The sequence below is a fragment of the Brevundimonas sp. KH_060 genome, from assembly GCF_057838275.1.
Map to the genome: position 1 here is coordinate 928931 of NZ_CM174463.1, position 12027 is coordinate 940957.

Sequence of the window (12027 nt, forward strand, 5' to 3'; positions counted from 1 at the left end):
GCCGCTTGACCCGGTACGGCCCGCGCCGCCAATGTCGCGGCCATGAAAGCCGTACTCGTCGCCGCCCTGTCGCTCGCCGCCCCTCTGGCCCTGTCCGCGACGCCTGCCGCCGCGCAGCAGGACCCAGCCGAAAGCGCCCGCATCGAAGAGTTGACGCGCCGTCTGAACGGCGCGCCGCCTGCGCCGCAAAGGGCGACGACGCCCGCTGCACAGCCGACGCCCCAAACTGTGCGCCAGGCCGCGCCACAGGCTGCACCACAACCGGTTCGTCCTGCCGCGCCCCAGCCTGCGCCGCAAGCACGGGCGCAGCCGACCTCGCCTCCGGCCGCTGTGCGCCAAGACCCTGCTGAAAGGGCCAGGATCGAGGAACTGACGCGCCGTCTGAACGAGGCGCCGCCCGCCCCGCAGACGCCGCCGCCGACAAAGCCGGAGACTGCTCGGAGGCCTGCTGAAGCAGCGCCCCAGGCAGCGCCCCAGACCGCACCTCGGACGACGTCCCCGGCTGCGCCTCAGACCGCGCCGCAGCCGCGTTCTCAGGCGACCCCCGTCCCGCGCCCGCAACCGCCGAAGATCGCAGGTCAGGCGCCGCTCGGAACCCCTCGGCCTCAGGCGGTCCTGCCCGCTCCGCCGCCGGCGCCGGCGGCGTCCGCGCCGAATCCACAGGGCTTGAGCGCGGCTGAGCGGGCGGCCCTGCCGTTCATCATCGACATGCCGCCCAGCTTCCAACTGGTTGAAGGACGCGCGGCGCCCGGCGCCCACGTCTATTCGGCGCGCAAGGCGGGCAAGACCTATTTGATGATCTACGCCGGGCCGTCGTCGCAGTTTCCCATCTATGACGGGGACCATGTGACGGTCGGCGGTCGTGTCTCGGTGGTGACGACCGAAGGCCAGCGGCGCGTCGCCATGGAGCATCTGTTCCAGCGTTCGGCGGAACCCGCCGAGATCCACGTCTGGGTGATGGCCCAGGACGGCGCTGACCGTGACGAGGCCGAGCGCATCGCTCAGACGGTGGACCCCAAATAGGGCCTTACTTCTCGGACCAGACGGCCAGTTCGTTGCCGGACGGGTCGCGGAAGTGGAAGCGCCGCCCGCCCGGGAAGGCGAAGATGGCGTGAGTGATCGCGCCGCCCGCCGCCTCGACCTTGGCCTGCATGGCCTCCAGATCGTGGGCGTAGAGGATGGGCAGGGGCTTGGGCGTCATGGCGTCGGGGGTGAAGCCGCCGTCCAGGCCCTCGCTGAAGGCCGCATAGGCCGGGCCGTAGTCCTGGAAGGTCCAGCCGAACGCCTGGGCGTAGAAGGCCTTGTGCGCCGCCAGGTCTGTCGCGGGCAGTTCGAGATAATCCAGCTTGCCGTCTTCGCGCATGGCGACTCTCCAGAGAAATGGAGGCGGACGCTTGCACGAAGGCCGACTCTGCGCAAACCTGCAAATGGTTCGCAAATGCAGGAGTCGGCCCATGATCGTCCTGAGCGCCGGATGCGCCTCACTGGCCTCGCTGATGCAGCGGGACGCGGACGGACGACGCGGCTCTGATACAGAACGGGCGCCGACCGAATCCGACCGACGCCCGCGTCTGATCTCAATGAACGGCGCGGATCAGCGCGCCGTCTGGGTCTCGCCCGCGCGCCAGACGCGATAGCGCACCTCGACGTCCGACGGCGTGTAGACCACCACCGGCAGGCGCGAGTTGTAGCGGATCAGCGGCTGTTCCTGAGTCGTCACGAAAGCCTCGTGCTCCGAGCCGGGCGGGCAGCCCATAAGGGTGCTGGCTCCGGCCCCCAGCGCGGGCAGGACATAGTAGTCGTAACCCCAGCCCTGAGCCGTGCGGGTCTCCAGGCTGCCGCCGAAGAACTGGCGATTGCAGTCGACGGTCTTGGTCTTGCCGAGGATCAGTTCGACCTTCAGCGCATCCTCGTCCGACTGGGCCGGCAGGTTGATGACGTGGCGGGTCTGGCCCGCCGTCGCGGCCGGGAAGGCCTTGAGGTCGGCGGACCCGGCCTGGCCGGTCACGGTGTTGTTCTGGGTCATGGCGCCTTCAGCCTGGGCGGTGGCGCAGGCGGTCAGGCTCAAGGCGGCGACGCCGGCGGCGAAGAGGGTAGGGAGTTTCAAGGGGGAGGTCTCCACAGTCAGTAAGCTTGACCGCCGACAACGCCGCAGGTTCAGACCAGTTCCACCGCCATGGCCACGGCTTCGCCGCCGCCGATGCACAGCGAGGCCACGCCCTTCTTGCCGCCGCGCGCCTGCAGCGCCGCCAGCAGAGTGGACAGGATGCGCGCGCCCGACGCCCCGATGGGGTGGCCCAGCGCCGTGGCGCCGCCGTTGACGTTCAGCTTGGCGCGGTCGATGCCCAGTTCCTGCTGGGCGATCATGGCGACGACGGCGAAGGCCTCGTTGACCTCCCACAGATCCACGTCCTCGACCGACCATCCAGCCTTCTTCAGGGCCTTCTGCATGGCCGGGACGGGGGCGGTGGTGAACAGGGCCGGCTCATGGGCGTGGGCGGCGTGGCTGACCACGCGGGCGACGATGGGCAGGCCCAGCGCCTTGGCCGTGCTTTCGCGCGTCATGACCATGGCGGCCGCGCCGTCGGAGATGGAGCTGGAGTTGGCGGCGGTGACGGCGCCGTCCTTGACGAAGGCGGGCTTCAGCGTCGGGATCTTGGCGGGGTCAGCCTTGCCGGGCTGTTCGTCCTCGCTGACCGTGACCGGGCCCTTGCGGGTGGCGACCTCGACCGGGACGATCTCGGCCTTGAAGGCGCCCGAGGCGATGGCGTTCTTGGCGCGGGTCAGGCTTTCAATGGCGTATTCGTCCATCGCCTCGCGGGTGAACTGATACTGGGCCGCCGCGTCTTCGGCGAAGACGCCCATGGCCTTGCCGGGGGAATAGGCGTCTTCAAGGCCGTCCATCATCATGCTGTCGACGATGACGTCGTGGCCGATGCGGGCGCCGCCGCGGTGCTTGTTCATCAGATAGGGGGCGCCGGTCATCGACTCCATGCCGCCCGCGACGATGACTTCGGCCGTGCCCGCCAAGAGGGCGTCGTGCGCCATCATGGCCGATTGCAGGCCCGAGCCGCACATCTTGTTCACCGTGGTCGCCTCGACATGCTTGCCGAGGCCGGCGCCGATGGCGGCCTGACGCGCCGGAGCCTGGCCCAGGCCGGCCGGCAGGACGCAGCCCATGAAAATCTGCTCGATCTTCTCCGGCGCGACGCCCGCGCGCTCGACGGCGGCCTTCACCGCAGCAGCGCCCAGGTCGGTGGCCTTGACCGGCGACAGCGCGCCCTGGAAGCCGCCCATCGGGGTGCGGGCGAAGGAGCAGATGACGACGGGATCAGAAGCGGCGGTCATGGCGGGCGTTTCCGTAAGTGAATCGTTTCGAGGGGGATTAGGGGAGGCGAAGGCCCGCTGGCAAGCGGCGCCTCACAGCAGCTTGCGGCGTTGGCGGGCCAGGGCCAGCGGGCGGCCGTCGGCGCCCCAGGCGATCGCCTCGTCCACCGACCAGCCCAGCCCGTGATCCAGCAGGCGGTATTCGAAGAAGACCCAGCCGTCAGGCGCGCTGTCCGGCGTCGGGTCGGCCAGGAAGTCGCAACGCAGGTCCACCGTCGTCATCATCGGCGGCGCCTTGAAGGCCGTCCAAGCGGGCGGATAGAGGGCGTCCAGCAGGTAGCACATCCGCAGTTCGTCCAGCGGCGCGCCGTCCTTGACCCGCATCCACACCCGCTCGACGACCGGCTTGTTCTCGTTGCCGCCCAGGATGTTGGGGCCGTTCTCGAAGCGATAGTCGACGTGCTGCGAGAAGCGCGGCGCCATCGGGCCGCTGATGCCCGGCGCGTCCTTCAGGCTGTCCAGCGAGGGCGGCGGGGCCAGCAACGGCGTCAGGGGCGAAGCCGTCGCGCCGTCGGCGCCGTAGGTGGCGCTGGCGTGGTGGGTCAGCTTCGATCCTTGCCCGCCCTCGACCACGGCATAGGCGACGTTGCGGCCGCCGCGCAGCATCCGGGGCCGGAAGTGCAGGGACTGACCATAGCGGGCGGCGGCCAGATACTGGACCGTCAGGCTGCGCAGCGGCGCCTCGATCCCCAGGCCCTGACGCATCGCGCCGGCGCACAGGGCCGCCAGCAGGCCGCCGAAGGGGAAGCCCGCTTCGGGCGGGGCGCTGATCGGACCGTTGGAGAACTCGCCCGATAGGTGGGCGGCCAAAGCCCCCTCATCTTCGGGCGTCAGGCGGAAGGCGGCGTGGATCAGGTCTGGTTCGGTCATGACTCACATCGAAAAGCGGAGGCGGAACCTGCGACGGCGCCGCCTCCGAGTCGAGGGAAGGAAACAGCCGGGGAACGGCCATGTCCGTTGCAAATAGAAACTGACTTACTCCGTCGCGATTGGCAACCCTTGTCAAAAGCCTGACGCGAGGTCACTTTCCGCTCATGGGACGCACCGCCGACTATTCGCGCCAGAGCTGCTCGGTCGCCGCCACCCTCGAGGTGATCGGCGATCCGTGGACCATGCTGGTCATCCGCGACGCCTTCAACGGCGTCAGCCGCTTCGAGCAATGGCAGGAGCGGCTGGGCGTGGCGCGCAACGTCCTGGCCGCGCGGCTGAAGTCCCTGGTGCATCATGGGGTGCTGGAGCCGCGTCCCTATTCCCAGCGTCCGCCGCGCAACGAATATGTGCTGACGGCCAAGGGCAAGGACCTGTACGGCGTCCTCGTCACCCTGCACGCCTGGGGCGAGAAGCATGTCTATGGCGACGAGGCGTCGGGCATTGTCCTGCGTCACAAGACCTGCGGTCACGACCTGAAGCCGCGCATCGCCTGCGGCTGCTGCAATGAGATGGTCCGCCCGCGCGACGTGGAGGTGGTCTTCACCGAGAACCGCCCGACGGTCGGCGAGGTCATGCCGGCCAAGGACGAAGCCGCGTAAAACCCTCTGATCGATTCAACCTCCGTCAACTGTCGAAGGTTAACGGTGGGGCATGTTTCAGTCCCTGACGTCCAGGATCGCCGCTGTCAGCGCCCTGGTGGTGATCGCATTACTGGTTCTCGTGGCCGCCCTGGCCGACGCCTCGCGACAGACTCGCGAGAGCTTCCGCTGGGTGACGCACTCCGCCAAGGTCATCCAGGCGATGGAAGAGACCGTGGCGGGGCTGCGCGACGCGGAGTCGGGCCAGCGCGCCTATGTGCTGACGCAGAACCCGGCCTACGCCCAGTCCTTTGACACGCGGGTTTCGGACTCCCTGCGGGCGTTCAGTGAGTTGGTGGAGCTGACGCGGGACAACCCGTCTCAACAGGATCGGGTGCAGGCTCTGGGCGCGCAGCTGTCAGGCCGCATTGAACTGATGCGTCAGCCTTTGACCCTGGCGCGGAGCGGAGATTTCGCCAGGGCCGAATCGTTCATCGTCGAAGGGCGTGGCTTCGATTCCATGAGCGCCTTCGTGCTGGCGGCGCGAGAACTGTTGGACGAAGAGCGGGTGTTGCAGGCGCGCCGCGTCGAGGCGGCTGAGCAGCGGCTGGCGCGCGTGCGGGGTCTGGCCCTGATCGGCGGGCCGTTGATCGCCTTCTTCTCCCTGTCGGTGTCCTTCATGGTCATCCGCGGCATTCGCCAGCCGGTGCGCGTCATCACCCACGCCATGACCGGCCTGGGCGCGGGCGACCTCGATCAGAGGATCGACGGCCGCATGGGCTCGCGTGAGTTCAATCGACTGGCGCGCGGCTATAATGACATGGCCGACCGTCTGGCGACGGCGGCGACCGATCAGAGCCGCAGCGAGCGCGAACTGAAGCGCGTTCACGACGAACTGCTGGCCAGCGCCCAGACCCTGCGGGAGCGAGGCGAGGTCATCGAACTGCTGGGCGGCATGGCGCATCGGATGCAGGCGGCCCGGACCGACGACGAACTGGCCCAGGTCATCCACGCCTTCGTGCCGCGCGTCCTTCCGGGCTTGCCAGGCGCGCTCTACGCCTACAACAACTCGCGCAACCTGCTGGTCCCGCTGTCGGGCTGGGGCGGGCATGAGAGCGAGCAGGACGGCTTTGCGCCGGATCAGTGCTGGGCCTTGCGCCGGGGCCAGAGCCATTTCGTGTCCGAACCGGGCGCCGACGTCGCCTGCGGCCATGTGGACCATCTGGCGGCGCCCTATCACTGCGAGCCGCTGCTGGCCTCGGGCGAAGTGATCGGCGTCCTGCACCTGGACGGTCTGGTCGAGGCCGAGACGCAGTTCTGCCTCAACGTCCTGGCCGAGAACATCGCCTCGGCCATGGTCAACCAGAAGCTGCAGCGCGACCTGAAGGAACAGACGATCCGCGACCCGCTGACCGGCCTGTTCAACCGTCGCTACATGGAAGAGGCGCTGGCGCTGGAGGTGGCGCGCGCCGCGCGTTCGGGCGCGCCCCTGTGCGTCGTCATGTGCGACGTGGACCACTTCAAGCGGTTCAACGACGAGTTCGGCCACGATGCGGGCGATGTGGTGCTGCAGGCCGTCGCCGCCGAACTGGGCCATCGCTTCCGCGACGGGGATATCGTCTGCCGCTACGGCGGGGAAGAGTTCATCATCATCGCGCCGGGCACCACGGCCGAAGCCCTGTCGCAACGGGTCGATACGGTTCGTCAGGCCATCGCCGGCATCGCCCTTCGCCTGGGCAAACAGCCGCTGGGCAGCAGCACCATGTCTTTCGGCGTGGCTGAGTGGGACAAGGGCATGGACCGCGACGGCGACGCCCTGGTGCAGGCGGCGGATGCGGCGCTGTATCGGGCCAAGCGGGAAGGTCGGAACCGGGTGGTCCTTCACGCCGCCTGAGAGCGCGCCTGAAATCATGCTGCCGTTTTCCGGCAGTAACTCTGTTAAGCTTGCGGCGTGTCACGATCCGAACGCCTGCTTGATCTGCTGAACACCCTGCGGCGTCATCGTCGGCCGGTCAGCGGACGTGCGCTGGCGGAAGAGACGGGCGTTTCCCTGCGCACTCTTTATCGCGATATCGCCAGCCTGCAGGCGCAGGGGGCGACGATCGAGGGCGAGCCGGGCGTGGGCTATGTGCTGAAGCCCGGCTATCTGTTGCCGCCGCTGATGTTCACGCCGGAAGAGATCGAGGCTCTGGCCCTGGGCTCGCGCTGGGTGGCTGAGCGGGCGGATGCGCGGCTACGGGATGCGGCTTTGAGCGCACAGGCGCGCATCGCGGCGGTGCTGCCGCCGGATTTGCGTGACGAGATGGAGGCTTCGGCCCTGTTCATCGGGCCGGGCGCGCCGATCCCCGCCGATGCGGTGGACCCGGCGCTGTTGCGCAAGGCGATCCGCATCGAGCGCAAGCTCAAGCTGAACTATCGCGACGAGGCGGGGGCGGCGTCGGACCGTGTGGTCTGGCCCTTCGCCCTGGCCTTCTTCGACCGGGTGCGGCTGCTGATCGGCTGGTGCGAGCTGCGCGGCGACTTCCGTAGTTTCCGCACAGACCGCATCGTCGAGGTCGAGGTGCTGGAGGCACGCTATCCCACGCGCAAGGCTGTGCTGCTGAAGCGGTGGCACGAGGGCTGCGACCGGCAGGGGCCGCCGCGATGATGCTGACAGAAATTGGCGGCAGGCGCGACTAGGTTCTCCTTCTGTTCAGACAGGCGGAGGGGCCCCATGACGATGAGCGACGACATTCTGCTGAACGTGGCCGATCCGGGCGCAAGCGCGCGTTTCTACGCCGGGTTGCTGGGCCGTCGTCCTCTGGAGGCGGGGCCGGACCATGCGGTCTTCCTGCTGGCGCCGGGACGGACGCTCAGCCTGTGGCGCGGGCGAGGCGGGGCGCAGGTGGACGTCCGCATGGCCGCGCCCGCCGTGGTGGATCAACTGCACATCGACTGGTGGGACCGAGGCGCGCGCATCGTCCTGCCGCCCAGCGACATGGACTGCGGCCACGGCTTCGTGGCGCGCGATCCGGACGGTAATTGCCTGCGGGTCTATGCGGCCTAATCCGTCACCCTCGGAGCAGGCCCGAGGGTGACGATGGGTGTTAGACGGCGACCGCTTCGGTCGACTGGATGAAGCCGCCGCCCAGCACGCGCTCGTCGTCGGCCGGATCGTAGAGGACGCAGGCCTGGCCGGGGGCGACGCCTTCTTCGCCCTGATCGAAGACCACCTGAACGGCGTCGTCGATGAAAGCGAGACGCGCGGGGGAGGGCTGGCGCGTCGAGCGGACGCGGGCCAGCACCGGGGCGCCGTCGCGGGCGGCTTCCTCGATGGTGGCCTGATCGCCCAGCCAGTTGGTTTCCTCCAGCGTCAGGCGCGCGGTCAGCAGGGCTTCGCGCGGGCCGACGATGACGCGGCGGTTGTCGGGGTCCAGCTTGACCACGAACAGCGGCTCGCCCACGGCGACGTTAAGGCCCCGGCGCTGGCCGATGGTGTAGTCGGTGATGCCCGAATGGCGGCCCAGAAACCGGCCGTCCATGTGAACGATGTCGCCTGCCTCGCGCCCCTGCGGCCGCAGACGGTCGATCAGGGTGCGATAGTCGCCGGTCGGCACGAAGCAGATGTCCTGGCTGTCCGGCTTGGCGGCGATACGCAGGCCCAGCGACGCGGCGACGCCCCGCACCTGGGGCTTTTCCAGATCGGCCAGCGGGAAGCGCAGATAGTCCAACTGATCCTGCGTCGTGGCGAACAGGAAGTAGGACTGATCGCGCGAGTGATCGACCGCCTTGCGCATCTGCGAGCGGTTGCCGTGCGTGGCGCGGCGGACGTAGTGGCCGGTGGCCATCGCCTCGGCGCCCAGATCGCGGGCGACGTCCAGCAGATCGCGGAACTTAACCGTCTGATTGCAGCGGATGCAGGGGACCGGCGTCTGGCCCTTCAGGTATGAATCCGCGAACTGGTCGATCACCGCGTCCTTGAAGCGGTTTTCATAGTCGAGGACGTAGTGCGGAATGCCGATCAGATCGGCGGCAAGGCGGGCGTCGTGAATGTCCTGACCGGCGCAGCAGGCGCCCTTCTTCTTCAGCGCCTCGCCGTGGTCGTAGAGTTGGAGCGTCACGCCCACGACGTCATAGCCCGCCTTGTGCAGCAGGGCGGCGACGACGGTGGAATCCACCCCGCCCGACATGGCGGCGACCACGCGCGCGCCCTGCGGCAGGCCGACGGCCTGTCGCACGCTCTCGATCGCGGCGTCCAGGTCGACTTGCGACATGGGGGCGATGTCGGGAACGGGGCAGAGGATGTCGTCGGTCAGGGCGTCCATGGTCATCGCCGCCATTTAGGCCTTAAGCCGCGCAATTTCGAGGCCTGGCCAAAACGAAGCCCGAAACGAAGGCGTTCGCCAATGAAAAAGACCGCCCCCGTTCAGGAGCGGCCATGATCATGCGTCCAGGCGAAAGCCTAGTCGCGATAGCTCTGGATGCGCGTGGTGCGCAGGCCTTGCATGCCCCATTTGTCGATGGCCTTCTGCCAGGCCAGGAACTCCTCGGCCGTCAGACGGTATTTGGCCAGGGCGTCCTCAAGGCTGATCAGACCGCCACGCACGGCGGCTACGACCTCGGCCTTGCGGCGGATGACCCAGCGGTTCGTATCCGACGGGGGAAGGTCCCGCAGGGTCAGGGGCGTGCCCGTCGGGCCGACCACGTACTGTTCGCCGTTACTGTTAAGGCGTCGCTCTTGCAGCATGGGCTTAAGCCTCTCTCACCACCACCATAGACGCACAGGCTAGGGCCCCGCCCGCTAAGGGGCGTTTAAGCGTCGTGGTGAAGGAATGGCTAAGACGCATCCGGCCGGTCCGGCGCGTTCTGCGCTGGCTAAAGGAAGGATTCATCGAGTCTAACGAGACCTTGCTCATGGATTCCTGTTGGCCGATCAGCGCTTGATGTTGATCAGCTCCGCCAGCATCTCGTCGGCGGTGGTGATGATCTTGGACGAGGCCGAATAGGCGCGCTGGGTGGTGATCAGGCCGGTGAACTCGGTCGACAGGTCGACGGTCGAGGCTTCCAGCTGTTGCGCGCCCAGCAGGCCCGCGCCGCCGGTGCCGGGGGCCTTCAGGTTGAAGGTGCCTGAGCTCTGGCTGACGCGGAAAGCGTTGCCCGACACTTCGGACAGGCTGTCGGCGCTGGGGAAGGTGGCCAGGGCGACCTGGGCGATCTTGCGCATCACGCCATTGTCGAAGATGGCGGTGACGAAGCCGGTCTCGTCGATCTTCACCTCGGTCAGGTTCCCGAAGGCCGTGCCGTTCGTATAGGTGGCCTGGACGATGGAGGTGCTGTCGTACTGCGTCAGGCCGCCCGCCGAGGCGTTCAGATCAAAGGCGATGGTCTGGGCGGCGATGCCCAGCGACGGATCCCAGCCGCCGTTCGGCGTGCTGCCGTCGGCGGGCGCCGTGCCGTCGGACGCCGACAGGCTGATGCTGGCGTTCGTCGGATCGTCGAACAGGCCGCCGCCGGCGCCGCCCGGCGCGCTCCACGCCTGCATGGCGGCGACGTCCAGACGGCCGTCCTGGGTGAAGGCGATGCGGCCGGATTTCAGCAGGCCGTCGGCGTTGGTCACCGTGCCTTCAGGCGCGCGGATCTCGGCGTACCATTCGTTGGCGGTCGAGCTCTTCAGCAGGGAGACGGTGATGTTGCGCTGGCCGCCCTTGGAGTCGGACACCGGAATGGTGATCTCGAAGTCCGGCTTCACGCCCGTCGCCGGATCGTTGGCGTACATCGCCATGGAGTTGGCGGCCGGGTCATAGGCCGTGACGCCGGTCGGAAGCGGGTTCTGAGCCGCTTCATTGATCGGCTGGCTGGACTTCAGGTTGGCGTTCAGGCCGACGCGGGTGGTCGGCTCGGCCGCGCCGCCGACCGAGCCGACGTTGATGGTGCGCAGGCGGCTCATGTCCGAGGGATCGCTGTTGACCACGCCGTCGGCGTCGACCGGCCAGCCCTGCAGATACAGGCCCGAGGTGTTTTGCAGGTAGCCCAGATCGTCGATCTTGAACGCCCCGGCGCGGGTGAACAGGCGCGCGTCCGACAGGGTCAGGTTCTCGGACTTTTCGGTGACGACGAAGAAGCCCTGGCCGGCGATGGCCAGGTCGGTGCCCGAGGTCGTGCGCTGAAGCTGACCCGCCTGGCTGATGAAGTGGCGGGCGGAGGCCTGAACGCCGCCGGCGGAGTAGTTGACGCCCTGAGTCTGGGCGTTGACGACGGTGGAGAATTCCGTGGCCGCGCGCTTGTAGCCGACGGTGTTAACGTTGGCGATGTTCTGCGAGATCGTCGAAAGGGCCGCGGCGTTCGCGGTCAGGCCGGACACGCCGGCCAGCATGGCGCCGTTAATGCTCATGGCTGGAATTCCTTACGAGAGAAGATTGAAAGGGTTGAGTTTCGAGGCGAGGGCGCTGACCGCGCCGGCGTCCTCTTCGGGATCGGGTTTGGCGGCCGCCTTCTGTTCTTCCAGCGCGATCAGGCTGGACACCGGCATGATCGAGTTGCCGATGATGACGAAGGGCGTGTTGTCGTACATCTCGACGCCGGTGACGCGGCCGCGGATCAGCACCTGGCTGTCGACGGCCTTGCCTGCGCCGTCCTTGGCGACGACCTTCAGCGTATAGACGCCGCCGTCATCGACCTGGCCGCCTCCGGTGGTCTTTCCGTCCCACTTGAAGTCGTGCATGCCGTTGGTCTTGTCGGGCGCTGGGCCGCTCCAGACCACCTTGCCCGAGGCGTCCAGCACCTGAAGCGTGGCGTCGGTCGCGTCGGCGGCCAATTCATAGCTCCAGTTGGCCTCGCCGTCCTCGAAGCGGGTGGCGGCCCAGACGGCGGTGGCGTCCTTGCCGATATATTGCGCCGCGCCGGTCAGGCCGTCGCCTTGCTGGGCCTTGAGCAAGCCCGTCAACAAGTCGTTGGTGAGAAGCTGCTGCTCGACGCCGGCCATCTGGGTCAGCTGGGCGGTGAACTCGTTGGAATCCACCGGCGACAACGGGTCCTGGTTCTTCAACTGCGTGGTCAGCAACGACAGGAAGGTCTGGAAGTTGGAGGCCAGCATCTGACCTCCGGTGTTCACCCGGCCTGCGGCGTTGTTGGTGGAGACGGCGTCAACCATCGA

General features: G+C 68.0%; 13 protein-coding genes. 5 read left to right on the plus strand and 8 right to left on the minus strand.

The annotated features are described in order from the left end of the window. The first annotated feature begins 42 nt into the window (after positions 1-42). On the plus strand, positions 43-1023 hold the full coding sequence (locus tag AC3IPP_RS04660; RefSeq protein WP_489150539.1) for a hypothetical protein: 981 nt from the start codon (positions 43-45) through the stop codon (positions 1021-1023). 4 nt (positions 1024-1027) lie between these two features. Here AC3IPP_RS04660 and AC3IPP_RS04665 read toward each other — a convergent pair whose 3' ends face one another. The 4 genes from AC3IPP_RS04665 to AC3IPP_RS04680 all read right to left on the minus strand — a co-directional run bounded on the left by AC3IPP_RS04665 (position 1028) and on the right by AC3IPP_RS04680 (position 4257). Beyond that, positions 1028-1363 (minus strand): VOC family protein, encoded by a 336-nt coding sequence (locus AC3IPP_RS04665; protein WP_087139614.1) that lies wholly within the window; start codon positions 1361-1363, stop codon positions 1028-1030. A 231-nt stretch (positions 1364-1594) separates the two neighbouring features. Then, complete coding sequence (gene eco / locus AC3IPP_RS04670; protein ID WP_489150540.1) at positions 1595-2107, minus strand: serine protease inhibitor ecotin; 513 nt, start codon at positions 2105-2107, stop codon at positions 1595-1597. A 50-nt stretch (positions 2108-2157) separates the two neighbouring features. Then, positions 2158-3348, minus strand: coding sequence for a thiolase family protein (locus tag AC3IPP_RS04675; protein WP_003165666.1), 1191 nt, complete (start codon positions 3346-3348; stop codon positions 2158-2160). Between the two features lie 72 nt (positions 3349-3420). Continuing rightward, positions 3421-4257, minus strand: coding sequence for an acyl-CoA thioesterase (locus tag AC3IPP_RS04680; RefSeq protein ID WP_489150541.1), 837 nt, complete (start codon positions 4255-4257; stop codon positions 3421-3423). Positions 4258-4421: 164 nt separating this feature from the next. Here AC3IPP_RS04680 and AC3IPP_RS04685 point away from each other — a divergent pair, with 164 nt between their 5' ends. The 4 genes from AC3IPP_RS04685 to AC3IPP_RS04700 all read left to right on the plus strand — a co-directional run bounded on the left by AC3IPP_RS04685 (position 4422) and on the right by AC3IPP_RS04700 (position 7941). Beyond that, complete coding sequence (locus AC3IPP_RS04685) at positions 4422-4916, plus strand: winged helix-turn-helix transcriptional regulator (protein ID WP_087139607.1); 495 nt, start codon at positions 4422-4424, stop codon at positions 4914-4916. Between the two features lie 52 nt (positions 4917-4968). Further along, positions 4969-6789 carry a diguanylate cyclase gene (locus AC3IPP_RS04690; RefSeq protein ID WP_489150542.1) on the plus strand — a complete coding sequence of 607 codons (1821 nt, stop codon included), beginning with the start codon at positions 4969-4971 and terminating at the stop codon, positions 6787-6789. A gap of 57 nt (positions 6790-6846) precedes the next feature. Beyond that, positions 6847-7542, plus strand: coding sequence for a helix-turn-helix transcriptional regulator (locus tag AC3IPP_RS04695; protein ID WP_489150543.1), 696 nt, complete (start codon positions 6847-6849; stop codon positions 7540-7542). 66 nt (positions 7543-7608) lie between these two features. Then, a complete protein-coding gene (locus AC3IPP_RS04700; protein ID WP_087139604.1) occupies positions 7609-7941 on the plus strand; it encodes a VOC family protein in 333 nt (110 codons plus the stop codon). A gap of 40 nt (positions 7942-7981) precedes the next feature. Here AC3IPP_RS04700 and mnmA read toward each other — a convergent pair whose 3' ends face one another. The 4 genes from mnmA to AC3IPP_RS04720 form a co-directional block, all read right to left on the minus strand. Further along, positions 7982-9214, minus strand: a complete 1233-nt coding sequence (gene mnmA / locus AC3IPP_RS04705; protein ID WP_489150544.1) for a tRNA 2-thiouridine(34) synthase MnmA — start codon at positions 9212-9214, stop codon at positions 7982-7984. Between the two features lie 122 nt (positions 9215-9336). Further along, positions 9337-9621 carry a CtrA inhibitor SciP gene (sciP, locus tag AC3IPP_RS04710; protein WP_087139603.1) on the minus strand — a complete coding sequence of 95 codons (285 nt, stop codon included), beginning with the start codon at positions 9619-9621 and terminating at the stop codon, positions 9337-9339. 186 nt (positions 9622-9807) lie between these two features. Continuing rightward, on the minus strand, positions 9808-11265 hold the full coding sequence (flgE, locus tag AC3IPP_RS04715) for a flagellar hook protein FlgE (protein ID WP_087139602.1): 1458 nt from the start codon (positions 11263-11265) through the stop codon (positions 9808-9810). Positions 11266-11277: 12 nt separating this feature from the next. Next, positions 11278-12024, minus strand: coding sequence for a flagellar hook assembly protein FlgD (locus AC3IPP_RS04720; RefSeq protein WP_087139601.1), 747 nt, complete (start codon positions 12022-12024; stop codon positions 11278-11280). Between the last annotated feature and the right edge of the window lie 3 nt (positions 12025-12027).